This window comes from Micromonospora sp. NPDC005161, assembly GCF_053599855.1.
In genome coordinates this window covers 13,663-40,662 of the sequence record NZ_JBSFYQ010000007.1, presented here as the reverse complement: position 1 = coordinate 40,662, position 27,000 = coordinate 13,663, and the positions used below count along the sequence as shown (strand labels likewise).

Here is a 27,000-nt window from a genome sequence, read left to right as displayed (position 1 = left end):
ACCCACCGGCCGGGTGATCTGCCGAGGGGAAGACCTGCTCGCTCAGCGGTCGGGTGTCGGGTGGGCGGCGGCCACCCGGATCCGGCGGATTCCCGGCACCGCCAGGCCGATCAGCAGCACGCCCACGCCGGCCCAGATCCCGAACGCGAAGGTCGTGGAGTGCCGTTCCGCCAGCATCCCGAGACCGGGGCGGGCCACGGCGATGCCGACACCACCGACACAGGCGATCACCCCGAAGATCGTGGCGCGTACCGCTCGCGGGGTGACCTCGTTGGTGAAGACCTCCAGCACCGTCAGGCCGAGGGTGTATCCGAATCCCATCATCGGCAGGAAGAGGAACGGGCCGAGCCGGTCCATCTGGTTGGTCGCCACCAGCGCGGCGAGGATGAGGAGGAACGCGGCGCTCAGCGCACCCGCGCGATGCGCCGGGCGGACGTATCCGGCGACCAGCCCACCGAGCGCCGAGGCGGCCGCGAACACCCCGTACATCCATCCGGTGACCTGCGCGGACAGGCCCAGATGCAGCGCGAGCGGCTGGAAGAGGATGCGGGCGCTCCAGCCGAACAGCAGCAGCAGCGCGCCCAGCCGCACGGCCCGACGTACGCGGGGGTCGGCTGCCGCGCCCCGGATGTCCGCCAGCACCGAGGAGACCGTGGCGACCACCCGTGAGCCGGCGATCTCCGGCAGCGTGAACGCGAGCAGGAACGCGACCGCGGCCAGTACGGCGGTGACGGCGAACGGGAGCCGGTGGTCCACGTCGTACAGGTAGCCCGCGGCCAGCAGCGAGACGAGGACGGACACGTTGCCGACCGCCCGTACCAGCCCGATCGCCCTGGCCGGGTCGATGTCGAGAGCGTCCTGGGCGCACAGCTCGTACAGGTAGGTGCTGGCGGCGCCGGACGACAACGCCCACAGCACACCCCAGAGCACCCACGCTCCGAACAGCACCTGCACGGACCGGATCTGCGTGATGACGGCGAAGGTCAGCACCGTCGCACCGGCCAGCGCCAGATAGGTGGCCCGCCGCCCGATCCGATCGGCGACCAGCCCCACCGGGAACTCGCAGATCACCGAGACGATCCGGAACGCTCCGTCGGCGAGTACCGCCGTTGTCAGAGGGAAGCCCAGATCGAGCAGGTAGATCAGCCAGATCGGAAACCAGAACTGCACTTCGAGCAGGAACTGGGTGATCGCCAGCGTCCGGATCGGGCGGCTGCGCAGGGCTGTTCGCATCAGGTCCGGTCGCGACGGAAGAACAGATACATGATCACCAACAGCAGCGACACCATGCCGGACGTGATCAGGACGGCGTCCGCGGGCTGCCCGGCGATCCAAGCCATGATCGACGAGCGTCCCAGGTCGTAGACGGCCATGCCCGGGTCGTTGGTCATCGATCGCCCGAACTCGGTCACCGCGAGCGCCGTACCCAGGATCGACGTCACGCCGATGCCCAGCAGGATGAGGTCGGTGAACATCGCCGAACGGGCCGTGCGCCGTGTGGCGAGTTCGGCCAGGCGGCGGTCGCAGACCTCGATCTTGAACCGGACCGGCTGTGCCAGCAAGCTCTCGTAGTCCCAGAACCTGAGGATGGCGTCCATCTCCGCCCGTACCGCGCGCTTGAGGTACTTCGACAGGTCCTGGCGCTCCATGATGATCAGCTCCGCGCGCTGACTCAGCCCCAACAGGTTCCCCTTCAGCTGCTCCAGTTCCCAGCGGGAATCGGCCGCCGCCGAATCCGCGAGGATCTTCGACAGCCGGGCGTCGATCCGATCCAGCGCGCCGTAGAACACCTGCGCGTAGCGCAGGGCGTCCCACTGGTCGCGGAACGGGTCACCGGGCAGCATCCGGCCGCCGACCCCGGTGCGGTCCAGGAAGATGTAGTTCAGCCAGCGGACCAGGTGCTCCAGGTCGCCGTCGAGCAGCCGGTCCGCCGGGTCGCGGACGTCGTCGGCGATCACCACGTCTTTGATCCAGTGCCGGGTCACCGCGTCGGCTCCCGGTTCGGCCGGGTCGAGTACGAGGCTGCGGGTGACCCAGAGCGGCTCGCCGAACTCCGCCGTCAACGGGTCGCCCTCGGGGGTCGCCGCGACCAGGATCCGGTTGTCCCGGTCGGCCGCACGCAGCAGGCGCAGCAGCGGATCCAGGTACCGCGCGACGATCTCCCGCGCTGCCCGCTCACCCATCGCCACCGCTCGGGCCTGGAGTTCGTCGAGGCGGCTCGCCGGGCCCTCGGTGTGCTCGGCGGGCCGCGGATCAACGTCGGCCAGCATCTCCAGCAACATCAGGCCGTGGTCGTACAGCCGGAAGCTGATCTCGACGACCCCGACATGCGGAGCGGTGGTGACGCCGCCGAACACTCCCGGCAGGTGCTCAGGGTGCAGCGTGCCGGTGAGGACGTGCGTCGTCCGCTCGATCGCATGGTCGTCGATGGTGCGGTAGAGGTTCAACGAACGTGTGGCCCGGGTGTGTTCCAGCACGACGGACGGGGGACGCCGGGGCACATCAGCCACCGGGCCCGGCGCCAGCCCCGCCAGCAGCTCGTCCACCGCCCGCTGCTGGTCGGCCCAGAACCGCGCGTACCCATGAGGATCGCGCAGAGACGCACCAGGCACGGCGTAGTAGTCCACCGCGACCGGGGCCAGGATCCGTAGCTGGATCATTCCGTCCCCGGATCGAGCAGCAGGGCACGGGCATCGACGTGCAGCACCCGGCCCTGCGCGGGACCGTTGGTGACCTTCACCTTGACGAGGACCTTTGCCGACGGCGGGCCGCCGGTTCCGACGAACGCCTCGGGCCAGGCCAGCACTCGCGCCCTGGTGCCCTTCGGAGCGAGCAGAACCGGCTTGCCTTCCTGGTCGAGGAGTTCCACCAGACCTGACGGAGCGACCGGAGTCAGGGTCACCTCGTCGAACGCGGACGGTTCGAGCCCGGCGATGATGTCCTCGTACTCCTGGCTCTGACGCATCTTCGTGAGCACTCCGTTGAGCTTCGCCATCACCGAGGCGGTTTCGTTGGTGTCCGCCATCATGAAGTGCAGGCCCTGCACCGAATGCACCAGCCGGTTGTCGCCCTGGAGGTGACCGAAGTCCCCGGCGTCACCGGCGAAGGACGGGTCGGCAAGCACCGCCTGACCGGGGAGCAGCCCCTCGGCGAGCAGGTCGATCCGGCCGTCGGCGAGCGCCTGGAAACCCTCCAGGGCCGATTCGAACTCCACGAATTCGGGAACCGCCGACTCCAGTTCGTCCCAGTAGTCGTACCCGGCGATGCCGCCCACTCGTAACGCACCGAGGTCGCCGGCGGACGAGACCTTCGGCTCGCCGTTGCGGCGGTTGTAGAACAGCACGTACTCGAAGTCGATCAGTGGGTCGGAGAGGAGGAACTTGGTACGCCGTGACTCGCTGGCCACCAGCGGAAACGCCCCGATGGAGGCTCCGGAGGAAACCGTCTCCTCGGCCAGGGGCCAGGACGTGTACCTGACCTCGGGGGAGTATCCGGACCGGCTGAGCAATTCGACGACCAGCTCCGTGACCGGGCCGCCGCCGGGCAGATCGGGACCCACGAACGGTGCCCACGCACCGCTGGAGACCAGTACGGCCCGGGACGGTGCTGCGGGGGAACCGCGCAGTCCGACGGCCACGACCCCCGCGGCCGCGACCACCGCCCCCAACAGGACCAGCGCCGGCGCCCAGCTCCGAAGCGGCCGCAGTAGGGCGGACAGTCGGCGCGAGTTCGGGGTCACGACCGGCGATCTTATCCGGGCCGATCCATACCCGAGCACCGCCGACCGGAGCGTGGTCCACACCGCGACGAGCCCCGAGTGGACCTTGGACATGCCACGCCCTCGGCGCCGCCACCGAGCGCCATGGACACCACAGACCCCAGAAGGGTACGAATCGGCCCCGGTGCGGGTGATCCGCTTACCAGAAGAGAGGGCTACACCGTGCGGTCGGCGCAGCAGCCATTGCCGCAGCCTGAGGCTTGGTCGGTAGCGGTATCGACGACAGGCAGGGGTGTGCATTCGTCGCAGTGCTCACCCCGCCATGCCTCGATTCCTTCCTTAATTGCCACCCCGGCGATCACGAGTGCCGCGATCGGGTCGGCCCATGACCAACCCCAAGCGGCGTTGAGGACCAGGCCGATGAGCAGCACCGCAGACAGATAGGTGCACAGCATCGTCTGTGTCGAGTCGGCCATGACTGTTGCCGAGCCGAGTTCCCTGCCGGTGCGACGTTTGGCCCGAACGAGCAACGGCATCACGAGCAGCGACGCGACGGCAAGGCCGATGCCGACCCGGCTGGCGTCAGCGTCTCCCCCGGACAGCAATGAGCGGACGGCGTCGAAGGTGACCCAGGCTGCCAGGGCGAAGAACGATGCGCCGATGAGCCGCAGCGCCAGTCGTTCCCTGTCCTCGGGCACCCGAGAGCGGAACTGCCAGATCACGACTGCTGCGCTGGACACCTCGACGAAGGAGTCCAGGCCGAAGCCGATCAGGGCTGTGGAGGAGGCCGCCGCGCCAGCGGCGATCGCGACGAGGCCCTCAAGCAGGTTGTAACCGGCGGTCGCATAGGCCAGCCAAAGGCTGCGTCGGGACAGCACCGCCCGACGCTCCGGAGTCAGCAGCGACGCACTCACGCGCTCACTCCCAAGGTGGAGTCGGCCGGAGTCCCGTAGACCGGGCACAGAGCTACGGCCTCGCCGGTGGCAGCGAGGACCTGTTCCGCCGAGCGCAGCAGATCCAGCAGCTCAGGCCGGGTGAGGGCGTAGAACGACTGGCGACCCTCCACCCGGTAGTCGATCAGGCCACAGTCACGCAGACACGCCAAGTGCTTTGACACCGTCGACTGCGCCAACCCCAGCTCGCCAGTCAGGTCGACCACCCGAGCCTCGCTGGACGCGATTCGGCGCAGAATCGCAAGCCGGGCCGGATCCCCGAGAGACCGGAACAGCGCCACGGCCGGAGCCAGGCCAGGAGTGCAATCAATCGCCATAGCGCGATGATAGCCAGATTGAGCGATGAACAGGAAGATGCCGGTGCGATTCCAGGAAGGGGTGGGATCGAAGATCATCGGGCACAGATCCGGCACAAGTGAGACCGACAAGGGCTGGCAACGAGTGTCAGGCAACGGCAGAGTTCTCCCAGGCCGGGACGGCGATCCGCCCGGATGCGGATGATCCTCATACCCCAAGAGGGATTAGTACGTGCAATCCGGGGTCCGATCAGGGACTATTGGCGCAACGGACGTCGGTGATCGGACCGGCGTCGACCGTGTGGGTCGTCGTGCCCCACTCCGGTCGGCGGCGGCGCCCAGCTGCCGCTGAACCGGGAGGGTGAGCGCGATGCCTGACATACGACCCACGGTGGGCTCCGGCGCGTTGGTCCTCAACGCCACCTACGAGCCGCTGTGTGTCGTGTCGGTGCGTCGAGCCGCGATCCTCGTTCTCTCCGCCAAGGCGGTCTGCGTCGCCGACGGTGACGGCATCCTGCACAGCGCGCGGGACGCGCTCCCAGTGCCATCGGTCGTCCGGTTGACCCGCTTCGTCCGCGTCCCGTACCGCACCCACGTCGGGCTCTCCCGCCGGGCGATCTTCGCCCGGGACGGGTGGCGGTGCGCCTACTGCCGAGGCCCGGCGGAGACCATCGACCACGTCTTCCCGCGGAGCCGGGGCGGTCGACACGCCTGGGAGAACGTGGTCGCCGCGTGCGCGCGGTGCAACCACACCAAGGGCGACAAGACCCCCGCCGAGCTGGGTTGGCGGCTGCACGCCCTGCCGGCCGCGCCAAAGGGCACCGCCTGGCGGGTGCTCGGGCACCGCGCCCCCGACCCGCGCTGGGCCGACTGGCTCGACCTGCGCGAGCCCGAAGCCGCAGCCTGACCCAGAGCCGCCCGCTGACCCAAACACCGCCGCCTGACCCGACGCCGCAACCGGGGCTGAAGCCACCCCTGAGCCCGGCGGCTCAAGGCGGCAATGGCCGGCGCGAGGGTTTGCGGGAGCCCGACCCGCGCAGGGATCAAGCCTGACCGCCCGGAGCGGGTCGGGCTCCCGCAACAACCCCAACCTCAGCCACCCTCACGCGACTTGACCAACGAGGCGAACACCACCACGTTGTCCGAGTAGCCGGTCTCGCCGCCGACCCAGCGGCCGCCGCAGGTGATCAGCCGGAGGCTCGGGCGGCTGAAGTCGCCGTACACCTCGTCCACCGGCAGCCGGCCCTTGTCGAACCGCTCCACCGAGTCGACCTCGAAGACGGCGATCCTGCCGTCCGAGCGGGTGACCTCGACCTGGTCGCCGGAACGCAACTCCCGCAGCTGGTGGAAGACCGCCGGCCCGCTGGTGGTGTCCACGTGCCCGACGATCACCGCCGGGCCGTACTGGCCGGGTGCGGGGCCCTGGTCGTACCAGCCGGCCTCCTGGGCGCGGGCCGCGTCCGGCACGGCGATGGTGCCGTCCGGGGCGATGCCCACGTCATGCACCGGCGCCTGCAGGTCCAGCGTGCGGATGGCCAGACCCGTCGGGCGGCTGGCGGGCAGTACCGGAAACTTCTTCGGCGGCGGCCGCAGACCGGCGCTGAGCCGGTCGGGCAGCATGCTGATCCCGGTCACCTGCTCGACGCCGAGCATCGCCACGATCAGCACCATCAGCGCGGCGACGGCCAGCACCGGCACTCCCGGTCCGGTGCCCAACCGCCACCGGGCCGGCGGCGACCCGGCCGGACGGTGTGGCGGCAGCGGGCGGGTCGCCGGGTCGGTGGTGGCTACGCTGGCCGACACCGCCTGCCCCGCGACCCGGCGCAGCCGGCCGGAGGCGCGGGCCAGCAGCCGGCCGGAGGCGCGGAGCGTTGCCCCGGCCCGGCTGCGGGCACCGTGGTCCGGCCGCGCACGCGCGGTTCTGCGGCTCATGGTTGATCCGGCTCAGGAGCCGGCTCCGGTCCGGCGCCGGTTCCCGGCCATGCCGAGCACGATCGCGGTGGCCACGAGCGCCACCCCGCCGAGTACCAGCAGCGATCCGGTGCCGTGACCGCCGGCCGTGCCGCCGCCCCCGGTCGCCGGCCCCTTGCTGGGTGAGGCCATGTTCAGCACGGTCAGCATGGTCGAGGCCGTCTGGCCGTTCTGGCAGCGCAGGTCGACCGGGTAGTCACCGGGCTGTTTGTCGCCCGGGACGGTCACCTCGCCGGTCAGGAACCCCTTGTCCGGTCTGAGCATCACGTTCCCGAACGCGTCGGAGTGCACGTTGGCCTGCTCATTGTTGTTGTTGTCGCAGCTCGCCCGGATATTGACCCGGCTGCCGGCCTGGACGCTGTTCGGCGTCACCTCGATGAAGGTGTTCTCACCGGCGCGTGCCGGCGAGACCGACATCAGGACGAATGCCCCGACCAGCCCGACCAGTGTCAGGGCGGCCGAGAGCGCGCGGTTGATCGTGCGAAGACCCTGCATGATTTCCCCCTCCCGGCGACGACCGCCGGAACCCTCCCCTGGGCACCGCGCTGATTTCCCGCTGGCCAGGGGGCAAACCCGCAGGAGGGCAGGGTGCGGGTGGGGTCAGCGGTGGCGTGAGGTGGTGCCGGCGGACGGGAGCGGGGTGATCGGCTGCCAGTCCAGCGGGGAGGACAGGACCATCGTGCTCGACGGCTGACCGTACGGGGCGAGTCGGTCGATGACCGCCTCGAACTCGCCGATCGAACCGGCCGCCACCTTGAGCATGCTGCACGCGTCCCCGGTGATCCGGTGGATCTCCAGGATCTCCGGCCAGCCGGCGACCGCGGGATCGTGCAGGATGCACCGCGCGCCGTAGCAGGACATCCGGATCAGGGCGACCACGGTGCGACCGGCCCGGGTCAGGTCGACGTGGGCGTGGTAGCCGGTGATCACCCCGGCCTCCTCCAGCCGGCGGACCCGTTCGGCGACCGCAGGTGGGGACAGGTGCACCCGCCGGGACAACTCGCTGAAGGAGAGCCGCGCGTCGGCCTGCAACTCACGCAGCAGCGCCCAGTCCATGTCGTCCACGCTCAGACCTTACTTTCGTGAACTCAATTCGCCTAGCTGCCTTTGTTTCACCAGGAGAACGCGGCGGAAGCCGTTGATCCGGCATTCCGCAGGCCGATCTGACCGCGAGATCATGACGTCGGCAGTCCGGGGGAGGGAGACCAATGGTGGATCAGACGGAGCGGCGGGCGCCGAACCGCGCCGCCACGGTGCGACCGGTGACCCCGCGGCAGCGGGCCGCCCGCGCCGCGCGCAACGGCGGCGAGCCGACGTTGGAGTTCGCCGAGCTGGTGCCGTACGACGCGTACGTGCAGGCGAGCGCCCTGCACCAGTTGCAGCACCCGCTCAGCACCGACCCGGGTGAGATGTCCTTCCTGGTGGTCAGCCAGATCATGGAGCTGTACTTCGGGCTGACCTGCCACGAGCTGCGGGAGACCCAGCGACTGCTGCGCGCCGACCGGGTCTGGGACGCGCTGGCCCCGCTGCGCCGCGCCACGCTGCACCTGGAGGGGCTGAATGCCGCCTGGCAGGGTCTGCGCTGGATGACGCCGGCCGACTTCAACCGGTTCCGCAACCTGCTCGGCGAGGGCTCCGGCTTCCAGTCGGCGATGTACCGGCAGCTGGAGTTCCTGCTCGGGCTGCGCGATCCGGCGCTGATCCGGCCGTTCCGCCGGCAGACCGAGGTGTACGCCGAGCTCAGCGCCGCCCTGGCCAGCCCGAGCCTCTGGGACGACGTGCTCGCGCTGCTCGCCCGGCACGGCTTCGACCTCCCCGCCGACCTGCTCGACCGGGACGTGGCGGTCGAGCACGACCCGCAGCCGTCGGTCGAGGCGGCCTGGGTGCGGATCTACGCCGACGCCGGCCCGGACAACCACCTGCGGCTGCTCGGCGAGGCGTTGAGCGGGGTCGCCGAGGAGTTCGGCGACTGGCGGTGGAACCACGTCAAGGCGGTGCAGCGGACAATGGGCGCCAAGGTCGGCAGCGGCGGCTCCGCCGGACTGGCGTGGTTGCAGCGCAGCATGGCCCGGGTGGTCTTCCCGGAGCTGTGGTCGGCCCGCACCGCGATGTGACCGGAGAGCGAGACACCCCTGTGCACACCCCTCAAACCGAGCCACTGGGCTTCGCCGCTGGCGAAGCGGAGGCCCGCCGCCTGGACGACGCCGACCCGGGCCACCGGCACCTGTTCCACGTGCCGCCGGCCGACGGCGGCAGCCACGCCGAGTCGGCGTACCTCGCCGGCAACTCGCTCGGACTGCAGCCCCGGGCCACCCGTGACGAACTCCTCGCCGATCTGGACGCCTGGCAGCGGCTCGGCGTCGAGGGGCACCTGGAGGCGGAGCGGGCCTGGCTGCCGTACCACGAGCTGTTGACGGCGCCGGCGGCCCGACTGGTCGGCGCCCGGCCCGCGGAGACCGTGGTGATGAACTCGCTCACGGTCAACCTGCACCTGCTGATGGTCAGCTTCTACCGCCCGGCCGGCGCCCGCACCCGCATCGTCATCGAGGACGCCGCGTTCCCCTCGGACAGCTACGCGGTGCGCAGCCAGGCGCGGTTCCACGGCCTGGACCCGGACGAGACCGTGGTCCGGCTGCGCCCGCGCCCCGGCGAGGACGCCCTGCGCACCGAGGACGTGACCGGATACCTGGCCGCCGAGGGTGACCGGGTGGCGCTGGTGCTGCTCGGCGGGGTCAACTACCTGACCGGCGAGCTGCTCGACATCCCGGCGATCACGGCCGCCGGCCGGGCGGCCGGCGCGGTGGTCGGTTGGGACCTGGCGCACGCGGTCGGCAATGTGCCGCTGGCCCTGCACGACTGGGACGTCGACTTCGCCGCCTGGTGCTCCTACAAGTACCTGAACTCGGGGCCGGGCGCGCTGGCCGGTGTCTTCGTGCACGAGCGGCACCTCGGCGACCCCGACCTGCCCCGCTTCGAGGGGTGGTGGAGCACCGCGGCGGCCACCCGGTTCGAGATGACGCCGGTGTCCCGGCCACCGGCCACCGTGGAGGCCTGGCAGATCTCCAACCCGCCGATCTTCGCGATGGGCCCGGTGCGCACCTCGCTGGAGCTGTTCGACGCGGTCGGCATGCCGGCGTTGCGCGTCCGCAGCCTGCGGCTCACCGGTTGGCTGGAGCAACTGCTCGACGAGGTCACCGCCGACCGGCCGCTGCGCGTCATCACCCCGCGCGACCCCGCCCGGCGGGGCTGCCAGCTCTCGGTGCGGATCGGCGCCGGTAGCGCCGCCGAGCTGACCAAGCGCCTGCGGCACGAACACGGCGTGATCGCGGACGCCCGGGAGCCGGACGTGGTCCGGTTCGCCCCGGTGCCGCTCTACTCCACGTATCACGACTGTTGGCGGGCCGCCGCAGCGCTCGCCGCGACGGTTGGGCAGGTGTCCTCATGACTTCCCAGCGCGACGAGATCGCGATCATCGGCGCCGGACTGGCTGGCTGCCTGGCCGCCTGCTTCCTGGCCCGGCGCGGCTACCCGGTGGCGCTCTACGAGCGCCGGCCGGACCCGCGCGCCGGCACGGCGGAGCGGGGCCGCTCCATCAACCTGGCGCTCTCCGAGCGCGGGCTGGACGCGCTGCGCCGGATCGGCCTCGACGAGCAGGTGATGACCGACGCCCTGCCGATGCGCGGCCGGATGATCCACCCGGTCGAGGGGGAGCCGCAGTTCCAGTCGTACAGCGCGGCCGGTGACCGGGCGATCAACTCGATCAGCCGGGGTGCGCTGAACAACGCCCTGCTGGACGCGGCCGCCGAGCTGCCCGGCGTACGGATCGTCTTCGATCACCGGCTGGTCGGGCTCGACCCGACCGACGGCGGCCTGACCTTCGACACCCCGCAGGGCCCGGTCACCGCCAAGGCGTCGGTGGTGCTTGGAGCCGACGGCGCGGGCTCGGCGGTACGCGGGCAGCTGCTGGCGCACGGGCTGCTGAGCGAGAGCGTGGATCTCCTCGACTACGGCTACAAGGAGCTGACCCTGCCGCCACTGGGCGGGGATTTCGCGCTGGATCCGGACGCGCTGCACATCTGGCCGCGCGGCACCTCGATGATGATCGCCCTGCCCAACCCGGACCGCTCCTTCACCTGCACGCTGTTCTGGCCCAACCAGGGCGCAGGCAGCTTCGCCTCGCTGGACAGCCCGGCCGCGATCGAGCGGCACTTCGCCCAGCACTACCCGGACGTGATCCCGCTGGCGCCGGGCCTGGTGGACGACTACCAGCACAACCCGGTGGGCGTGCTCGGCACGGTCCGCTGCACACCCTGGCAGGTCAACGGCACGGTCGGCCTGCTCGGCGACGCCGCGCACGCCATCGTGCCGTTCTACGGCCAGGGCGCCAACTGCGCCTTCGAGGACGTGGTGGAGCTGGACCGCTGTCTCGACGAGTGCGCCGACGACTGGGCGGCGGCGCTGCCCCTGTTCCAGCGGCGGCGGCAGGAGAACGCCGAGGCCATCGCGAGGATGGCGTTGACCAACTTCGTGGAGATGCGGGACAAGGTCGCCTCACCGGTCTTCCAGCTCGGTCGGCGGGTGGAGCACGCACTGGAACGGGCGCTGCCCGGCCGGTACGTTTCCCAGTACGAGCTGGTGTCCTTCTCCACCACCCCGTACGCCGAGGTTCGCCGTCGGGTCCGCCGGCAGCACCGGGCGCTCGGCGTGCTCGCCGGCGGCGCCGCGTTGCTGCTGGTCGGTGCGATCGGCGCGGCGCTCAGCCGAGGGAGGCGCGCATGACTGGCAGCTGGGATCCCCGACTGATGGACGGCCGGGCGCCAGCCGGGCCACCGCGGCTGCGCAACTTCGTGGCCGGCGAGTTCGTCGACGGAGGGCCGACGTTCACCAAAATGAGCCCGGTGACCGGCGAGCAGGTCTTCGAGGTGGCCGAGGCGTCGAAGTCCACCGTGGACGACGCGGTGGCCGCCGCCCGGGCCGCGCTGCGCGGGCCGTGGGGCCGGATGGGCGAACGCGAGCGCGCCGAGGTGCTGCGCCGGGTCGCCGACGAGCTGAAACGCCGCTTCGACGACCTGGTCACCGCCGAGGTCGCCGACACCGGCAAGTCCATCGCCCAGGCCCGCACGCTGGACATCCCTCGGGGCGCGGCGAACTTCCGGGCGTTCGCGGAGATCGTGGCGACCGCGCCCACCGAGTCGTTCACCACGGTCACGCCGACCGGCGGTCGGGCGCTCAACTACGCGGTCCGCAAGCCGGTCGGCGTGGTCGCGGTGATCGTGCCGTGGAACCTGCCGCTGCTGCTGCTCACCTGGAAGGTCGCCCCCGCGCTGGCCTGCGGCAACGCCGTGGTGATCAAGCCCAGCGAGGAGACGCCGGCCTCGGCGACGGTGCTCGCCGAGGTGATGGCCGCCGCCGGCGTACCGGCCGGGGTGTTCAACCTGGTGCACGGGTTCGGGCCCGACTCGGCCGGCGAGTTCCTCACCCGCCACCCCGGGGTGGACGCGATCACCTTCACCGGTGAGTCGGCCACCGGCGGCGCGATCATGCGAGCCGCCGCCGACGGGGTGAAGGCGGTGAGCTTCGAGCTGGGCGGCAAGAACGCCGGCCTGGTCTTCGCCGACGCCGACCTGGACGCTGCGGTGGCCGGCTCGGTGCGCTCCAGCTTCACCAACGGCGGGCAGGTCTGCCTCTGCACCGAGCGCATCTACGTCCAGCGTCCGATCTTCGAGGAGTTCACCGCCCGGCTGGCGAAGCGGGCCGGCGAGCTGGCGTACGGCTGGCCGGCCGACGAGGCGACGGCCACCATGCCGCTGATCTCCCATCAGCACCGGGCCAAGGTGCTCGGCCACTACGAGCTGGCCCGCGCCGAGGGCGCGAAGGTGCTGACCGGCGGCGGCACGCCCACCTTCGGTGACGCTCGCGACGGCGGGTCGTACGTGCAGCCGACGGTGCTCACCGGGCTCGGCGCGGACGCCCGCACCAACCGCGAGGAGATCTTCGGCCCGGTGGTGCACGTCGCGCCGTTCGACACCGAGGACGAGGCGTACGCGCTGGCCAACGGCACCGAGTACGGGCTGGCGGCGACGGTGTGGACCCGGGACGTGGGCCGTGCGCACCGGGCCGGTGCCCGGCTGGACGCCGGCATTGTCTGGGTCAACACCTGGTTCCTGCGCGACCTGCGTACCCCGTTCGGCGGGGTGAAGGCGTCCGGCATCGGCCGCGAGGGTGGCGTGCACTCGTTGAACTTCTACTCCGAACTCACCAACGTCTGCGTGGACCTGTCGTGAGCCACCGCAGCGAGGAGCGGGCATGAAAGCTGACATCGAGGCCGCCAACCGGGAGCTGGCCGAGGCCCGCACCACCGGAAAGCCGTGCCCACCCCTGCGCGGCCGGCTGCTGACGGAGGGCGACGTCGAGTCGGCGTACCGCGTGCAGCAGCTCCAGGCGCGGGCCTGGCAGGGTCAGGGCGAGCGCCGGGTCGGCGCGAAGATCGGGCTTACCTCCCGGGCGGTGCAGGAGAGCTTCGGGGTCTTCCAACCGGACTTCGGCATGCTGACCGACGCGATGGCCGTCGCCGACGGCGCCGAGGTGGCCATCGACCGGCTGCTCCAGCCGCGGGTCGAGGCGGAGGTCGCGTTCGTGCTCGGCAAGGATCTACCGGAGCCGCGGATCACCACGGTCGACCTGGTCCGCGCCGTCGACCACGTGCTGCCGGCGATCGAGATCGTCGACTCACGGATCGCCGCCTGGGACATCTCCATCGTGGACACGGTCGCCGACAACGCCTCCAGCGGGCTCTTCGTGCTCGGCACCACGCCGCGCCGGCTCGCCGACCTCGACCTGCGGCTCTGCGGGATGGTGCTGGAGCACGCCGGTGAGCCGGTCTCGGTGGGCGCCGGCGCGGCCTGCCTGGGCAACCCGCTGCACGCCCTGCACTGGCTGGCCGGCACGCTGGCTCGCGCGGGTGACCCGCTGCGCGCCGGGGACGTGGTGCTCTCCGGGGCCCTCGGCCCGATGGTTCCGGTCACTCCGGGGGCCGCGTACGAGGCGCGGATCTCCGGGCTGGGCTCGGTGCGGACGTGTTTCAGCAAGGAGGGTGGTCAGTGACGACCGGTGTGGCGGTGCTCGGTTCCGGAAACATCGGCACCGACCTGATGATCAAGGTGCTGCGGCTCAGCAGCCAGCTGCGGATGGTGGCGATGGCCGGCATCGATCCGGCCTCCGACGGCCTGGCACGGGCCCGCCGGCTCGGCGTGGCCACCACCGCCGAGGGCGTGGACGGGCTGGTCGCGATGCCGGAGTTCGCCGACGTCGAGCTGGTCTTCGACGCCACGTCGGCCGGCGCGCACCGGCGACACGACGAGGTGCTGCGCGCGCACGGCCGCACGGTGGTCGACCTGACCCCCGCCGCGCTCGGCCCGTACGTGGTGCCGCCGGTCAACCTCGACGAGCACCTGCACGAGCCGAACGTGAACATGGTGACCTGCGGCGGGCAGGCGACCGTGCCGATCGTCGCCGCGGTGCGCCGGGTCACCCCGGTGGCGTACGGGGAGATCGTCGCGTCGATCGCGTCCCGCTCGGCCGGGCCGGGCACCCGGGCCAACATCGACGAGTTCACCGAGACGACGGCCCGGGCCATCGAGGTGGTCGGCGGCGCCGAACGGGGCAAGGCGATCATCGTGCTGAACCCGGCGGACCCGCCGCTGCTGATGCGCGACACCGTCTACTGCCTCTGCCCGGACGCCGACGCCGACACCGCCGCCATCGCCGCCGCGGTGGCCGACATGGTGGCGACCGTGCAGGAGTACGTCCCCGGCTACCGCCTCAAGCAGGACGTGCAGTTCGACCGGGTGGAGGCGTACCTGCCGACGCTCGGGCGTCAGCTCACCGCCCTGCAGGTGTCGGTCTTCCTGGAGGTCTCCGGCGCCGGGCACTACCTGCCGGCGTACGCCGGCAATCTGGACATCATGACCTCCGCCGCGCTGCGTACCGCGGAGCGGCTGGTCGCGCTGCGTGCGGTGATCGCCCGATGACGGCCCTGTACATCCAGGACGTGACGCTGCGCGACGGCATGCACGCCATTGCCCACCGGTACACGGTCGACCAGGTGCGCGCCATCGCCGCCGCGCTGGACGCCGCCGGGGTGGCCGCTATCGAGGTGGCGCACGGCGACGGGCTCGCCGGCTCCAGCGTCAACTACGGCCACGGCGCGGCCAGCGACGCCGAGTGGATCTCCGCTGCCGCCGAGGTGCTGACCACGGCGAAGCTGACGACCCTGCTGCTGCCGGGCATCGGCACCATCGCCGACCTGAAGGCGGCGAAGGCCCTCGGGGTGACCAGCGTCCGCATCGCAACCCACTGCACGGAGGCCGACATCTCCGCCCAGCACATCTCCTGGGCGCGGGAGAACGGCATGGACGTGGCCGGGTTCCTGATGATGTCGCACATGAACGACCCGGCCGGGCTGGCCGGGCAGGCCAAGCTGATGGAGTCGTACGGCGCGCACTGCGTCTACGTCACCGACTCGGGTGGCCGGCTGCTGATGTCCGACGTGGCGCAGCGCGTCGACGCGTACCGGCAGGTGCTGGAGCCGGAGACGCAGATCGGCATCCACGCCCACCACAACCTGTCCCTCGGGGTGGCCAACAGCGTGCTCGCCGTCGAGCACGGCCGGGTCACCGGGTCCGCCCCGGCCGACGCCGACGCGGCGCACGGTCGGACCGTGCGGGTGGACGCCTCACTGGCCGGGATGGGCGCCGGCGCCGGCAACGCCCCGCTGGAGGTCTTCGTCGCGGTCGCCGAGCTGCACGGCTGGCGGCACGGCTGCGACGTGTTCGCGCTGATGGACGCCGCCGACGACCTGGTCCGTCCGCTGCAGGACCGGCCGGTCCAGGTGGACCGGGAGACGCTCTCCCTGGGGTACGCCGGGGTCTACTCCAGCTTCCTGCGGCACGCCGAACGGGCCTCGGCGAAGTACGGCGTCGACGTCCGTTCGATCCTGGTCGAGCTGGGACGGCGACGGATGGTCGGCGGCCAGGAGGACATGATCGTGGACGTGGCGCTGGACCTGGTGGGTCAGCGCGAGAAGAAGGTGGCGCAATGATCGGCGTGGACACCGTGGGCGTCGCGGCGAAACTCGGCGCGGCGGCGGACACCGCCACCGCCATTCCACAGCTCGCCGCGGAGGTGGGGCTGGACGTGCCGAGCGCGTACGGCGTGCAGGCGGCGCTGGTGCAGCGCCGACTGGACCGGGGTGAGCGGCTGGTCGGGCTGAAGATGGGTCTGACCAGCAAGGCGAAGATGGCGCAGGTCGGCGTGGACGAGGTGATCTGGGGGCGGCTCACCGACGCGATGCGGGTGCCCGACGGCGGCGTCGTCGACCCGGCCGCGTACATCCACCCCCGGGTCGAGCCGGAGGTGGCGTTCCTGCTGGACCGGCTGCCCGAGCCGGGCGAGCAGGTCGGCGACTTCGCCTCGGCGGTCCGCGCGGTCGCCCCGGCGATCGAGCTGATCGACTCCCGGTACGCCGACTTCCGGTTCTCCCTGCCGGACGTGATCGCAGACAACACCTCGGCCGCGGCGTTCGTCATCGGGCCGTGGTCGCCGGTGCCGGACGGGTTGGACAACCTCGGCGTGTTGCTGGAGGTCGACGGGCGGGTCGTTCAGGTCGGCTCGACGGCGGCGATCCTCGGCGATCCGCGTCGGGCGCTCGACGAGGGCATCCGGCTGGCCGGCCGGCACGGCGTGCGCCTGCAGTCCGGGTGGGTCTTCCTGGCCGGCGCCGCCACCGCCGCGGTGCCGCTGCGTCCGGGTGCGCACGTGCGGGCCGTGGTGGAGAAGCTCGGCACGGCGTCGTTGAAGGCGTCGGCATGAGCGGCGGGGCGCGGGTGGTGGCCGGAAAGGCCACACCGCGGGGGGCGTTTCCGCACGTCAAGGTCGCGGGCGGGTTCGTCTTCGTCTCCGGTACGTCGTCCCGGCGGGCGGACAACTCGTTCGCCGGTGTCGAGGTGGACGAGTTCGGGACGACGAACCTCGACATCCGGGTGCAGACGCGCGCGGTCGTCGAGAACGTCCGGGATCTGCTGCGCTCGGTCGGCGCCGACCTGGCCGACCTCGTCCAGGTGACGTCGTACCTGGTCAGCATGAACGACTTCGGTGGTTACAACGAGGTGTGGGCGGAGTTCTTCGACGCGTCCGGGCCGACCCGCACGACGGTGGCGGTGCACCAGTTGCCCCACCCGCACCTGCTCATCGAGATTCAGGCCGTGGCCCTTCTTCCCTCGGGAGGTCAGTCGTGAGTGAGATCGCCGAGCCGTTCAGTTTTCCGGGATGGATCGCGGACAACCAGCACCTGTTGAAGCCGCCGGTCGGCAACAAGGAGATGTTCCCCGGCGGGGACGACTTCATCGTGATGGTGGTGGGCGGGCCCAACCAGCGCACCGACTTCCACGTGGACCCGTACGAGGAGTTCTTCTACCAGGTCAAGGGCAACATGCACATCAACCTCATGAGCCCCGAGGGGCCGCGCACGGTGCACGTGCGCGAGGGGCAGATGTGGATGCTGCCGCGGAACACCCCGCACTCGCCGCAGCGGCCGGAGGCCGGTTCGATCGGTGTCGTGGTCGAGCGGGTCCGCGAGGAGGGCACGCTGGAGACGTTCCAGTGGTACTGCCCGGAGTGCGGGCACAAGGTGCACGAGGTCGAGTTGCAGGTCCGGGACATCGCCGCCGATCTGCCGCCGGTGTTCCAGGCGTTCTACGCCGATGAGGCCGCGCGTACCTGCGCCAACTGCGGCACGCTGCACCCGGGCAAGGGCTGATGCCCGCAGGCGTGGTCGACGTGCACACGCACGTCGTACCGAAGGGATGGCCGGACCTCGGCGCCGCGTGCGGCGGGTCCGGCTGGCCCTGGCTGCGGGTCGACTCCGAGCGGGCCGCGATGATCATGGTGGGGGAGTCGGAGTTCCGGCCGGTCGGCGCCGAGTGTTGGGATGCGGCGAGCCGACTGGCCGACATGGACGCGGACGGCGTGGCCGTGCAGGTCGTCTCGCCGACACCGGTCTTCTTCAGCTACGACCGCCCCGCCGATCAGGCCGTGAAGGTCGCCCGGATCTTCAACGACCTGACCCTGGAGGTCACCGCGGGCGGCGGCGACCGGTTGGTGCCGTTCTGCCAGGTGCCGTTGCAGGACCCGGACGCCGCCTGCGCCGAACTGGACCGCTGCCTGGCCGCCGGGCACGTCGGCGTGGAGATCGGCAACCACGTCGGCGACCGGGACCTGGACGACGCCGGCGTGGTCACCTTCCTCCAGCACTGCGCTGAGGTGGGGGCGCCGGTCTTCGTCCATCCGTGGGACATGCCGGGCGGCCCCCGCCTGGACCGGTGGATGGCCCGCTGGCTCACCGGGATGCCCACCGAGACGCACCTGTCGGTGTTGGCGATGATCCTGGGCGGCGTCTTCGACCGGGTGCCGGAGACGTTGCGGCTCTGCTTCGCGCACGGCGGCGGCAGCTTCCCGTTCTGGCTCGGCCGCGCCGACAACGCCTGGCACCGCCGTGGCGACCTGGTCCGTGGCGCGTCGGCAGCTCCGCCGAGCAGCTACGTCGACCGGTTCAGCGTCGACTCGGTGGTCTTCGCGCCGCCCGCGCTGCGCCTGCTGGTCGACACCATGGGAGAGGACCGCGTGCTGGTCGGCAGCGACTATCCGTACCCGTTGGGCGAGCGGCCGGCCGGCGCGGTGGTCCGCGCGGCCGACTTCCTCACCGCCGAGCAGCGCGACAAGCTCCTCGCCACCAACGCCCTGCGCTTCCTGCACGGCTGAGCGCGGTCGCCCTTGCTTGCTGGCTCGCCCTCCGCGGTGGCGGTCTTCCCAACGACGGTGGCGGCCTTACCCACCCCCTCGACAGCCTTTGCTCTGCTTCACTCCACGCAACACCGACCGTCCAGATATCGGACGCTCCCTGTTGCGTGCGTTGAAGCAGAGCAAAGGCGGTCTCAGGGACTGTCGGCGGTCCGGCGGCAGCGGCGGAGCAATCGAGCGTGAATCGGGCGGGCACCCGCGACGAGCGGCTGTACGGCGACCAAGGGCGCGGCGGCGAGAGCGGCGGCGGCCGGTTGCCGATCGTCGGCGCGTGACGGGTGCACCGGAGGCCGGCGGCCGGCAGGATGACGGCATGGCCGACATGCACGACCTGACCGCGTTGGAGCAGGCCGCCGCCGTGGCGCGCGGCGAGCTGTCCAGCGGGGAGCTGGTCGAGCACCACCTGCGCCGGGTGGCGGCGATCGGCGACACCGTTGGCGCGTTCGTCACGGTCACGCCGGAACTGGCCCGGGAGGCCGCCCGCGCGGCGGACGCCGTGCCCGCCGAGGGACGTGGCCCGCTGCACGGCGTACCGACCGCGATCAAGGACCTGACTCTCACCGCCGGGGTCCGCACCACCTTCGGGTCGGCTGCCTTCGTCGACTTCGTCCCGCCGGTCGACGCCGACGTGGTCCGGTTCATCAAGGCCGCCGGGCTGGTGAGCCTGGGCAAGACGACCACCTCCGAGCTGGGCTGCTCGCTCTACTCGGAGGGCCGGGTCGCGCCGCCGGCCCGCAATCCGTGGCAGCTCGCGTACACCGCGGGCGGCTCCAGCGGCGGCGCGGCGGCGGCGGTCGCGGCCGGGCTGGTCCCGGTCGCCCAGGGCTCCGACGGCGGCGGCTCGCTGCGCATCCCGGCGTCGCTCTGCGGCCTGGTCGGCTACAAGCCCAGCCGCGGCCTGGTCTCCGGCGGGCCGCTCGGCTCCGGCGCTTTCGGCCTGCCCACCAGCGGGCCGCTCGGCCGGACCGTCACCGACGTCGCCGCACTGCTCGACGTCATGGCCGTGCCGGTGCCCGGTGAGCCCTACCTGCCGCCGGCCGCGCCGCCCGGCGGCTACCTGGCCGTCGCCCGCCGGGCCGAGCCCGGCCGGCTGCGGATCGGCCGGTTCACCACCCCGATGCTCGCCGACGAGCCGGTGCACCCCGACTGCGTGGCCGCCGTGGACCGGGCGGCCGCGCTGCTCACCGCCGCCGGCCACGAGGTGGTCGAGGTGCCGGCGCCGCTCGGGCCGGAGGCGTGGCCGCTGTTCGAAGTCATCTGGTACGTGCTGGCGCTGGCCCCGGTGCCACCGCAGCGGGAGTCGGAGCTGCTGCCGCTGACCCGGCTGCTGCGGGCCCGGGGTGCTGAGGTCTCCGCCGGCGCCCTGGCCGCCACCCTCGGCGAGTTGCAGGCCCAGGTACGCCTGGGCGCCCGCCGCACCGCAGGCTGCGATCTGCTGCTCTGCCCCACCCTGGCCACACCGCAGGCACCCGTCGGCTGGTTCACCGCGGACGGCGACCCGGCGGCCGATTTCGACCGGCAACGCCGGTTTTCGCCCTACTGCGCCATTTTCAACGTCACCGGTGATCCCTCCGTGTCCCTGCCGCTGGGCACGACCACCGACGGCCTGCCCGTCGGGGTGCTGCTCACCGGCCGATACGGCGACGACGCGCGGCTGATCGCGGCCGCTGCGCAACTGGAGAACTGGAGTGACCAATGGGATCGGCACCCCGCAATCTGGCGGGCCGTCGACTCCGCTAACGTGAATGGCGACGGAGTCGGCCGATCGCCATCATGATCGTTCATCCGACCCGGTTGTTCGAGGTCCTTCTTCCGCCTGGGGGCGTTGGGATTGTCTGTTACCGAGACGTTGCTGGTCTTCGTCGGCATCCCGGCGGCCGCAGTGCTGGTGATCGCCGGCCTGGCGTACGCCGGCGGCCGCGGCGGTGGTACCGGCGGTGGTGGTGGCTCCAAGCGCTACCGGCCGGGCCGGCCCTTCGACTTCACTCCGGTCTGGTTCCTTGGCCGCCCGGAGCAGCTGGCCGACTCGGCCGGCACCGCGCTGGCGGCGGGCGCGCAGGCGCCCGCGCTGACCAGCCACAAGCTTGAGCAGGCCAGCGTCGAGGCGCCGGCCGGTGGAACCGGAGGCGCAAGTGACCGTTGGTGAGGAGCAGGCCGGGACGGTAAATCCGCCCGAGGTGCTGGACGGGCCGTTCTCGACCCGTCAGTTGCTGCGCATCGACGAGGCGCTACGCCTGGCCGACCAGGGCACCGGCCTGGTCTTCTCGGTCTTCGTCGGCGGCCTCGACGAGCCGGTCCGGGAGCACGCCCAGCGGCTGCACCGCCAGCTCGCCAACCCCGACAAGTCGGTGCTGATCGCGGTGTCGCCCAACCAGCGGCAGCTGGAGATCGTCACCGGACGGCACTCCCGCAAGCGCATCCCCGACACGTACGCCAAGCTGGCCGCGCTCTCCATGGTCGGCGCGTTCAGCGGGGGCGACCTGGCCGGCGGCATCATCAACGGCCTCGACCAGCTCGCCAGCCACGCCGGCAAGGGCTGAGCCCTTCCTCATACGAGAAAGCCCGGTCCGCTTTCAGCGGGCCGGGCTTCGCTCTGTGCGGGCTGGTTTCACGCCGAGGGGCCGGCGCGGGCTGCCGCCCACGCCGACCCCTCGGTCGGATACGGCCTATCAGGCGCCCTGGGCGTCCTTCGCTCGGGCCTTGAGCGCCCGCACGACGCCGTCGCGGCCCTCGGCGACCAGCCGGCGCAGCGGGCCGGGGTGCCCGTCGCCGGCCAGCCACGCGTCGGTGGCCGCCACCGTGTCGTCCTCCACCAGGTAGGTCGGGTACGCCAGCTGGGCGAACTCCTGCGCCGGCTCGCTGTCCCGGGTGGCCCACACCTGGCCGACCGCCGCGAAGTACCGCTCCCGGTACGGGGCGACCAGCTCCACCTGCGCCGGGTGGGCGAAGCCCTGCAACAGCGCCCGGTGCCGCCAGTTGGGCAGCGCGTCCGGGCCGGTCAGCAGCGCCCACACGGCGGTCTTGTTCTCCGCGGTCGGCACCAGCGCGTGCGCGTACGCGGCCTCCCGCTCGCCACTGGCGGTGCGGTCACCGGCCAGCTCCGCCTCGACCTCGGCGGCGCCCGCCGCGCCGTTGGCCACCAGCGCGCCGAGCACCGTCCACCGCAGCTCGGTGTCCACGGTCAGCCCGGCCGGCGCGCCGGAGCCGTCCATCCAGCCGCGCAGGGTGGCCAGGTCCTCCTCGGAGCGGGCCGCCGAGGCGTACGCCCGGGCCCAGGCCAGCTGGAAGCCGCTGCCCGCGTCGGCCGCCGCGAGCGCGTCCCTCGCGGTGCGGGCCAGCTCGGCCCAGCCGGTCGGCGCCCAGGCGGGGTCGGCGTACAACGTGAGGGTGGTGGTCGCCTGGCGCAGGGTGGCGGTGACCAGGTTGATGTCGGTCTCGGCGGGCAGCCCGCTGACCACCAGCGCCACGTAGTCGCGGGCCGCCAGCTCCGCGTCGCGGGTCATGTCCCACGCCGCGGTCCAGCACAACGCCCGGGCCAGCGACGACTCGAAGCCACCGATGTGCTGCACCACCGTGGCCATCGACCGGTCGTCGAGGCGCAGCTTGGTGTAGCTCAGGTCGTCGTCGTTGAGCAGCAGCACGTCGGCCGCCCGGACGCCGCGCAGCTCGGCGAGGTCGGTGCGCTCGCCGGTCACGTCCACCTCGTGCCGCTCGCGGCGGACCAGCCGCCCGTCGGTCAGGTCGTACAGGCCCACGCCGATCCGGTGCGTCCGCATCGTCGGGTACGCGGCCGGCGCCTCCTGCCGGACGACGACCTGCTGGTACGTGCCGTCCGCGCCGATCGTCACCTCCGGGCGCAGCGTGTTGACCTGCGCGGTCTCCAGCCACTGCGCGGCGAACTTGCGCAGCTCCCGGCCCGAGGCCGCCTCCAGCTCGGTGAGCAGGTCGTCGAAGGTGGCGTTGCCCCAGGCGTGCTTGCCGAAGTATGCCCGCAGCCCGGCCACGAACGGCTCCTCACCCACGTACGCGACGAGCTGCTTGAGCACGCTCGCGCCCTTGGCGTAGGTGATGCCGTCGAAGTTGACCTCCACGGCCTCCATGTCCGGCATCTCGGTGTAGACCGGGTGGGTGGAGGAGAGCTGGTCCTGCCGGTAGCCCCAGTTCTTCCGGATGGACAGGAACGTCGTCCACGCCTCGGTGAAGCGGGTGGCGTTGGTGTTGCACCAGTGGCTGGCCCACTCGGCGAACGACTCGTTCAGCCACAGGTCGTTCCACCAGCGCATGGTGACCAGGTCGCCGAACCACATGTGGGCCATCTCGTGCAGGATCGTGTTGGCGCGCTGCTCGTACTCGAAGTCGGTGACCTGCGAGCGGAACAGGTAGTGCGACTCGGCGTGCGTCACGCAGCCGAAGTTCTCCATCGCGCCGGCGTTGAAGTCGGGCACCCAGAGCTGGTCGTACTTCGGCAGCGGGTAGCGCACCCCGAACTTCTCGTGGAAGAAGTCGAAGCCCTGCTTGGTGATCAGGAACAGGTCGTCCGTGTCGAGGTAGGGCGCCATCGACGCCCGGCAGAACGCGCCCAGGTCGATGCCGTCGTGGGTGTCGCGCACCTCGTGGTACGGCCCGGCGCACATCGCCGTGATGTAGGTGCTCATCCGGGGCGACTCGGTGAAGTGCAGCGTCTTGAGCCCCTCACCCGCCGGCTCCTCGCGCTGCACCGGCATGTTGGACACCGCCCGCCAGTGCGCCGGCACGGTGGCGTGCCAGGTGTACACGCTCTTCAGGTCCGGCTGGTCGAAGCAGGCGAAGACCCGCTGCGCGTCGGCCGTTTCGAACTGGCTGTAGAGGTACGTCTCGCCGTCCACCGGGTCGACCGTGCGGTGCAGCCCCTGACCGCTGTTGGAATAGCCGAAGTCGGCGTCGACCACCAGGGTGTTCTCGCTGTCCAGCCCGGACAGGGTCAGGCCCTTCTCGGCCGACCAGTCGGACAGGTCGACCGGAGCGCTGTTCAAGGTGGCGGAACGCACCGCGTCGGCGGCCACCTCGATGAACGTGCTCGCGCCCGGCTCGGCACAGCGGAACCGGACCTCGGTCGTCGACCGGAACGTGCGGCCGTCCGCCGCCAGCACGGCCGTCGACAGGTCCAGACTGATGTCGTACCCCGTAACGTCGAGCAGGCGGGCCCGCTCGGTCGCCTCCACCTGCGTCAGGTTGCGCACTCCCGGCACTGTTCGTCTCCATCCCACGTCTCGCCGTACGCCCGGCGGCGCCCGTCCGCCGACCGCTCGTGGCGGCCGGTCCGGATCCGAGTCTTCCACGTACCGCCAGCCGCCGGTGGCCGAGGTCACGCTCTGATTCGGGTGCCAGCCGACGCGGGCCGGGGTGAAGATTCGTGGAGACGCCGGATCGCCGGCGCCACCTGTCGCGAAGGGACCTCACCGTGACCGAACGTGTCGCCGTGGACATGTGGTTCGATCCGATCTGCCCGTGGGCGTGGATCACCTCCCGCTGGCTGCTGGAGGTCGAGCAGGTCCGGGACGTGGACATCCGTTTCCACGTGATGAGCCTGTCGGTGCTCAACGAGGGCCGGGACCTGCCCGAGCAGTACCAGGAGCTGATGAAGACCGGCTGGGGTCCGGTACGGGTCTGCATCGCCGTGGAGGAGCGCTACGGCTCGGATGCCGTCCGCAAGCTCTACACGGCGCTGGGCACCCGGATCCACCTCGGCAAGGAGCAGCTCGGGCCGGAGCTGTTCGCCGCCGCGCTGACCGATGCCGGCCTGGACCCGTCGTTGGCCGAGGTGGCCGGCGGCACCGAGCACGACGCGGCGCTGCGGGCCAGCCACGAGGCCGGTATGCGGCCGGTCGGGCAGGACGTGGGCACCCCGGTGATCCACGCACCCGGCCCGGACGGTGGCCAGGTCGCGTTCTTCGGCCCGGTGATCACGCCCGCACCGAAGGGGGAGGCTGCCGGCCGGCTCTGGGACGGCGTACTGCTGGTCGCCGGCACCCCGGGCTTCTACGAGCTCAAGCGCACCCGCGAGCAGGGCCCGATCTTCGACTGATCCACGACCACCACGCGCCCCCGTTCCGGACACCGTCGGTTGCCCGGGCGGGGGCGCGTCGCGTCGGACGCCGGGTGCCTCCGGGGGCCGGGAACGGTCACGGCGTCACCGGTGGACGGGCGGCCTCGTTTCCCTCGGTGTCCGCCGCAGCGACCCGCAGGGCCGCACCCCGCAGCTCGTGGAGGCAATCCCGATGGCCAAGCACCGTGCGTCCGGTGACGATCAACTGACCCGGCAGGGGGTGATCGAGACTCCCGGCGCGGCCTACTGGTCGGTCGACGACTCCCGCTGGCCGGTGGTTCGTCCCGACCTTCCCGCCCACCTGGTGGACCTGCTCGCCCCGCCCATCGTGGTCGGCGTGGCCCGGGTCCCGGTCACCTCCCGCCTGACCCCGTCCGCCGACAGCACGCCGGCGGATCGCTCGGAGCCGCTCGGGATCCCCGCGCTGGCCGTCCAGGCGGCTCCCGTACCGTCGGCGCCCACGCCGGCCCCGCTGTCGGCGGCCGTACCGTCGGCGGACGCGCCGGCCCCGCTGTCGGCGGCCGCGCCGGCCGAACCCGCGCCGCCTCCGCCGGCACCCGCCGCCCCGCGTCCGGTGCCGACGCCGCCGCTGAACCCGCGACCCGTCCCGGCGCCGCCGCACGAGCCGCGTCCCGTGCCGGGGCCGCCCGCCGCGCCGCGCCGCAACGCGACCACCGGACCCGCCGCGACCGGCCGGCGGGGCAACGGCGGGTCCGCCGTCGCCGGCCGGCACCGTCGGGGCGCATCCGGCCGGGCCGGCTGACCGCCGCGCCCCGGCCCGGTGCTTTCATCTGGTGGACGCCGCGCGGGTCCCCGCTACCGGCGACGTCGTCGCCGGTAGCGTCAGCGGACATGACGGTCGTACATCCGATCGCCCGGGCCTGGATCACCACCGGCGGCACCGGCGCGCAGAACTACGACGAGTTCGCCGACGACGCGGAGATCACCGCGATCATCGAGGCGAACCCGCACAGTGCCCTCGGCATCGAGATGCCGCACCGGGCGCCGGAGAGTAAGGGGAAGTCCTTCCTCGACGCGCTGCCGGACGCGGTGGCCCGACTCGCCGAGGCGAAGGCCGACGGCAGCTACACCCCCGCCGAGCAGGTGGTGGTGCTCTACCGGATCAGCGCGCCGGACGACGAGCCGGCGTACGGGCTGTTCGCGATGGTGGACACCGACCAGATCTCCACCCGGGCCGACGAGCCCGGCCTGGTCATCCGCAACGAGGACGTCTTCATCGCCAAGGTGCGTGAGCGGGTGGCGCTGGCCGAGTCGCTCGGTCACCTGCTCTCACCCGTACTCCTGCTCCAGACGGGGCGCGGTGACGAGCTGCACGCCGCGCTCGCGGCGGCGACCGAGGCGGCCGGCGCGCCCGCCGCGGCGGACACCGACCAGGCGGGGCGCACCCACGCCATCTGGCTGCTCGGCCCCGGCCCGGAGCAGGACGAGCTGACCGGCCTCGCGGGCGGCGGGGACCTGGTCGTCGCCGACGGCAACCACCGCAGCCTGGCCGCCCAGACCGGTGGGCTGCCGCGCTTCCTGGCCGTGGTGACCACGCCCGCCTCGGTGGCCATCCAGCCGTACAACCGGCTGGTCAGCGAGCTGACCACCACGCCGGACGAGCTGCTGGACCGGCTGCGCGCGGCGGGAGCCGAGATCGAGCCGATCGACGGCCCGGTCGAGGTCCCGGCGGCCGGCGGCACCGTCCACCTCCGGCTTCCCGGCCAGGGGTACGCGGTGCGCCTGCCCGGCACCGCCGGCGATCGCCTGGAGAACCTGGACCACGCCCTGGTCGAGCGGCTGCTGCTGCGCGACGTGCTGGGCCTGGACCCGGGCGACAAGCGGATCACCTACGTGGGTGGTGACTACCCGGCGAGCTGGCTCACCGGGGAGGTCGACGCCGGGCGGGCCGAGCTGGCGATCCTGATCGCGCCGGTGACCGTCGCGGACTTCGTCGCGGTGAACCTGGCCCGCGAGAAGATGCCGCGAAAGAGCACCTGGTTCACCCCGAAGGCGCGTGGCGGCCTGGTGGTCGCCGAACTGCCCCGCTGAGCGACCGGCCGCACGGCCGTGTGACGAACCCGGCTCGGGGACGCCGCCCCTGCGGCGTCTCCGCCGGCG

27 protein-coding genes are annotated in these 27,000 nt (G+C 72.1%); 18 read left to right on the top strand and 9 right to left on the bottom strand.

What is annotated here, in order from left to right; all coding sequences use genetic code 11:
- Window positions 1-42 precede the first annotated feature (42 nt).
- The 5 genes from ACWD5O_RS09090 to ACWD5O_RS09070 all read right to left on the bottom strand — a co-directional run bounded on the left by ACWD5O_RS09090 (window position 43) and on the right by ACWD5O_RS09070 (window position 4,988).
- Complete coding sequence (locus ACWD5O_RS09090) at window positions 43-1,233, bottom strand: MFS transporter (RefSeq protein ID WP_450084982.1); 1,191 nt, start codon at window positions 1,231-1,233, stop codon at window positions 43-45.
- On the bottom strand, window positions 1,233-2,660 hold the full coding sequence (locus tag ACWD5O_RS09085) for a hypothetical protein (RefSeq protein ID WP_450084981.1): 1,428 nt from the start codon (window positions 2,658-2,660) through the stop codon (window positions 1,233-1,235). Before ACWD5O_RS09085 ends, ACWD5O_RS09090 begins: the two co-directional genes overlap by 1 nt.
- Window positions 2,657-3,739 carry a substrate-binding periplasmic protein gene (locus ACWD5O_RS09080; protein WP_450084980.1) on the bottom strand — a complete coding sequence of 361 codons (1,083 nt, stop codon included), beginning with the start codon at window positions 3,737-3,739 and terminating at the stop codon, window positions 2,657-2,659. Before ACWD5O_RS09080 ends, ACWD5O_RS09085 begins: the two co-directional genes overlap by 4 nt.
- A 194-nt stretch (window positions 3,740-3,933) precedes the next feature.
- Window positions 3,934-4,632 (bottom strand): cation diffusion facilitator family transporter, encoded by a 699-nt coding sequence (locus ACWD5O_RS09075; RefSeq protein ID WP_450084979.1) that lies wholly within the window; start codon window positions 4,630-4,632, stop codon window positions 3,934-3,936.
- Entirely contained in the window at window positions 4,629-4,988 is a 360-nt protein-coding gene (locus ACWD5O_RS09070; protein ID WP_450085056.1) for an ArsR/SmtB family transcription factor, read from the bottom strand. Before ACWD5O_RS09070 ends, ACWD5O_RS09075 begins: the two co-directional genes overlap by 4 nt.
- 349 nt (window positions 4,989-5,337) lie before the next feature.
- Between ACWD5O_RS09070 and ACWD5O_RS09065 the strand changes: the two genes are divergently transcribed.
- Window positions 5,338-5,874, top strand: coding sequence for an HNH endonuclease (locus ACWD5O_RS09065; RefSeq protein ID WP_074313833.1), 537 nt, complete (start codon window positions 5,338-5,340; stop codon window positions 5,872-5,874).
- Window positions 5,875-6,059: 185 nt separating this feature from the next.
- Here ACWD5O_RS09065 and ACWD5O_RS09060 read toward each other — a convergent pair whose 3' ends face one another.
- The 3 genes from ACWD5O_RS09060 to ACWD5O_RS09050 form a co-directional block, all read right to left on the bottom strand.
- Window positions 6,060-6,899: a class F sortase gene (locus ACWD5O_RS09060; RefSeq protein ID WP_450084978.1), complete on the bottom strand. Its 840-nt coding sequence runs from the start codon at window positions 6,897-6,899 to the stop codon at window positions 6,060-6,062.
- Between the two features lie 12 nt (window positions 6,900-6,911).
- Complete coding sequence (locus tag ACWD5O_RS09055) at window positions 6,912-7,385, bottom strand: hypothetical protein (RefSeq protein WP_387326240.1); 474 nt, start codon at window positions 7,383-7,385, stop codon at window positions 6,912-6,914.
- Between the two features lie 153 nt (window positions 7,386-7,538).
- Window positions 7,539-8,003 (bottom strand): Lrp/AsnC family transcriptional regulator, encoded by a 465-nt coding sequence (locus ACWD5O_RS09050; protein WP_354963973.1) that lies wholly within the window; start codon window positions 8,001-8,003, stop codon window positions 7,539-7,541.
- Between the two features lie 146 nt (window positions 8,004-8,149).
- On the opposite strand from ACWD5O_RS09050, the gene ACWD5O_RS09045 reads away from it, so the two are divergent.
- The 14 genes from ACWD5O_RS09045 (at window position 8,150) to ACWD5O_RS08980 (ending at window position 21,334) form a co-directional block, all read left to right on the top strand.
- The gene (locus ACWD5O_RS09045) at window positions 8,150-9,052 is read left to right on the top strand and encodes a tryptophan 2,3-dioxygenase (protein ID WP_354963974.1); all 903 of its coding nucleotides are present in this window, start codon (window positions 8,150-8,152) and stop codon (window positions 9,050-9,052) included.
- 20 nt (window positions 9,053-9,072) lie between these two features.
- Window positions 9,073-10,383: a kynureninase gene (kynU, locus tag ACWD5O_RS09040; RefSeq protein WP_354963975.1), complete on the top strand. Its 1,311-nt coding sequence runs from the start codon at window positions 9,073-9,075 to the stop codon at window positions 10,381-10,383.
- A complete protein-coding gene (locus ACWD5O_RS09035; RefSeq protein ID WP_354963976.1) occupies window positions 10,380-11,717 on the top strand; it encodes an FAD-dependent oxidoreductase in 1,338 nt (445 codons plus the stop codon). Before kynU ends, ACWD5O_RS09035 begins: the two co-directional genes overlap by 4 nt.
- A 23-nt stretch (window positions 11,718-11,740) precedes the next feature.
- A complete protein-coding gene (locus tag ACWD5O_RS09030; RefSeq protein WP_450085055.1) occupies window positions 11,741-13,222 on the top strand; it encodes a 2-hydroxymuconic semialdehyde dehydrogenase in 1,482 nt (493 codons plus the stop codon).
- Between the two features lie 22 nt (window positions 13,223-13,244).
- Complete coding sequence (locus tag ACWD5O_RS09025) at window positions 13,245-14,042, top strand: 2-keto-4-pentenoate hydratase (RefSeq protein ID WP_354963977.1); 798 nt, start codon at window positions 13,245-13,247, stop codon at window positions 14,040-14,042.
- Window positions 14,039-14,968 (top strand): acetaldehyde dehydrogenase (acetylating), encoded by a 930-nt coding sequence (locus ACWD5O_RS09020; RefSeq protein WP_450084977.1) that lies wholly within the window; start codon window positions 14,039-14,041, stop codon window positions 14,966-14,968. Before ACWD5O_RS09025 ends, ACWD5O_RS09020 begins: the two co-directional genes overlap by 4 nt.
- Window positions 14,965-16,038, top strand: coding sequence for a 4-hydroxy-2-oxovalerate aldolase (dmpG, locus tag ACWD5O_RS09015; protein ID WP_354963979.1), 1,074 nt, complete (start codon window positions 14,965-14,967; stop codon window positions 16,036-16,038). The genes ACWD5O_RS09020 and dmpG overlap by 4 nt, the downstream gene beginning before the upstream one ends.
- Window positions 16,035-16,808, top strand: coding sequence for a 2-keto-4-pentenoate hydratase (locus ACWD5O_RS09010; protein WP_354963980.1), 774 nt, complete (start codon window positions 16,035-16,037; stop codon window positions 16,806-16,808). The genes dmpG and ACWD5O_RS09010 overlap by 4 nt, the downstream gene beginning before the upstream one ends.
- Window positions 16,805-17,233 carry a RidA family protein gene (locus ACWD5O_RS09005; RefSeq protein WP_354963981.1) on the top strand — a complete coding sequence of 143 codons (429 nt, stop codon included), beginning with the start codon at window positions 16,805-16,807 and terminating at the stop codon, window positions 17,231-17,233. Before ACWD5O_RS09010 ends, ACWD5O_RS09005 begins: the two co-directional genes overlap by 4 nt.
- Window positions 17,230-17,754 (top strand): 3-hydroxyanthranilate 3,4-dioxygenase, encoded by a 525-nt coding sequence (locus tag ACWD5O_RS09000; protein ID WP_354963982.1) that lies wholly within the window; start codon window positions 17,230-17,232, stop codon window positions 17,752-17,754. The genes ACWD5O_RS09005 and ACWD5O_RS09000 overlap by 4 nt, the downstream gene beginning before the upstream one ends.
- Entirely contained in the window at window positions 17,754-18,755 is a 1,002-nt protein-coding gene (locus ACWD5O_RS08995) for an amidohydrolase family protein (protein WP_450084976.1), read from the top strand. The genes ACWD5O_RS09000 and ACWD5O_RS08995 overlap by 1 nt, the downstream gene beginning before the upstream one ends.
- Before the next feature lie 352 nt (window positions 18,756-19,107).
- Window positions 19,108-20,571: an amidase gene (locus ACWD5O_RS08990; RefSeq protein ID WP_450084975.1), complete on the top strand. Its 1,464-nt coding sequence runs from the start codon at window positions 19,108-19,110 to the stop codon at window positions 20,569-20,571.
- A gap of 48 nt (window positions 20,572-20,619) precedes the next feature.
- Window positions 20,620-20,940 (top strand): aa3-type cytochrome oxidase subunit CtaJ, encoded by a 321-nt coding sequence (gene ctaJ, locus ACWD5O_RS08985; RefSeq protein ID WP_450084974.1) that lies wholly within the window; start codon window positions 20,620-20,622, stop codon window positions 20,938-20,940.
- Window positions 20,927-21,334: a DUF5130 family protein gene (locus ACWD5O_RS08980; protein WP_354963984.1), complete on the top strand. Its 408-nt coding sequence runs from the start codon at window positions 20,927-20,929 to the stop codon at window positions 21,332-21,334. The genes ctaJ and ACWD5O_RS08980 overlap by 14 nt, the downstream gene beginning before the upstream one ends.
- Before the next feature lie 129 nt (window positions 21,335-21,463).
- Here ACWD5O_RS08980 and pepN read toward each other — a convergent pair whose 3' ends face one another.
- Window positions 21,464-24,013 carry an aminopeptidase N gene (gene pepN / locus ACWD5O_RS08975; protein WP_450084973.1) on the bottom strand — a complete coding sequence of 850 codons (2,550 nt, stop codon included), beginning with the start codon at window positions 24,011-24,013 and terminating at the stop codon, window positions 21,464-21,466.
- A 221-nt stretch (window positions 24,014-24,234) separates the two neighbouring features.
- Between pepN and ACWD5O_RS08970 the strand changes: the two genes are divergently transcribed.
- From ACWD5O_RS08970 to ACWD5O_RS08960, 3 genes are all read left to right on the top strand, one after another.
- Window positions 24,235-24,858 carry a mycothiol-dependent nitroreductase Rv2466c family protein gene (locus ACWD5O_RS08970; RefSeq protein ID WP_450084972.1) on the top strand — a complete coding sequence of 208 codons (624 nt, stop codon included), beginning with the start codon at window positions 24,235-24,237 and terminating at the stop codon, window positions 24,856-24,858.
- A 193-nt stretch (window positions 24,859-25,051) separates the two neighbouring features.
- A complete protein-coding gene (locus ACWD5O_RS08965) occupies window positions 25,052-25,642 on the top strand; it encodes a hypothetical protein (protein WP_450084971.1) in 591 nt (196 codons plus the stop codon).
- 89 nt (window positions 25,643-25,731) lie between these two features.
- A complete protein-coding gene (locus ACWD5O_RS08960) occupies window positions 25,732-26,931 on the top strand; it encodes a DUF1015 family protein (RefSeq protein WP_354963988.1) in 1,200 nt (399 codons plus the stop codon).
- The last annotated feature ends 69 nt before the right edge of the window (window positions 26,932-27,000 follow it).

Excerpts from the sequence above, each read along its gene's own strand:
- dmpG (WP_354963979.1), top strand. The coding sequence starts at position 14,965 with ATGACGGCCCTGTACATCCAGGACGTGACGCTGCGCGACGGCATGCAC.
- ACWD5O_RS08960 (WP_354963988.1), top strand. The coding sequence starts at position 25,732 with ATGACGGTCGTACATCCGATCGCCCGGGCCTGGATCACCACCGGCGGC.
- ACWD5O_RS08995 (WP_450084976.1), top strand. The coding sequence starts at position 17,754 with ATGCCCGCAGGCGTGGTCGACGTGCACACGCACGTCGTACCGAAGGGA.
- ACWD5O_RS09035 (WP_354963976.1), top strand. The coding sequence starts at position 10,380 with ATGACTTCCCAGCGCGACGAGATCGCGATCATCGGCGCCGGACTGGCT.
- ACWD5O_RS09065 (WP_074313833.1), top strand. The coding sequence starts at position 5,338 with ATGCCTGACATACGACCCACGGTGGGCTCCGGCGCGTTGGTCCTCAAC.
- ACWD5O_RS09005 (WP_354963981.1), top strand. The coding sequence starts at position 16,805 with ATGAGCGGCGGGGCGCGGGTGGTGGCCGGAAAGGCCACACCGCGGGGG.
- ACWD5O_RS09030 (WP_450085055.1), top strand. The coding sequence starts at position 11,741 with ATGGACGGCCGGGCGCCAGCCGGGCCACCGCGGCTGCGCAACTTCGTG.
- ACWD5O_RS09060 (WP_450084978.1), bottom strand. The coding sequence starts at position 6,899 with ATGAGCCGCAGAACCGCGCGTGCGCGGCCGGACCACGGTGCCCGCAGC.
- ACWD5O_RS09025 (WP_354963977.1), top strand. The coding sequence starts at position 13,245 with ATGAAAGCTGACATCGAGGCCGCCAACCGGGAGCTGGCCGAGGCCCGC.
- ACWD5O_RS08965 (WP_450084971.1), top strand. The coding sequence starts at position 25,052 with ATGGCCAAGCACCGTGCGTCCGGTGACGATCAACTGACCCGGCAGGGG.
- ACWD5O_RS09090 (WP_450084982.1), bottom strand. The coding sequence starts at position 1,233 with ATGCGAACAGCCCTGCGCAGCCGCCCGATCCGGACGCTGGCGATCACC.
- ACWD5O_RS08990 (WP_450084975.1), top strand. The coding sequence starts at position 19,108 with ATGGCCGACATGCACGACCTGACCGCGTTGGAGCAGGCCGCCGCCGTG.
- ACWD5O_RS09085 (WP_450084981.1), bottom strand. The coding sequence starts at position 2,660 with ATGATCCAGCTACGGATCCTGGCCCCGGTCGCGGTGGACTACTACGCC.
- ACWD5O_RS09070 (WP_450085056.1), bottom strand. The coding sequence starts at position 4,988 with ATGGCGATTGATTGCACTCCTGGCCTGGCTCCGGCCGTGGCGCTGTTC.
- ACWD5O_RS09010 (WP_354963980.1), top strand. The coding sequence starts at position 16,035 with ATGATCGGCGTGGACACCGTGGGCGTCGCGGCGAAACTCGGCGCGGCG.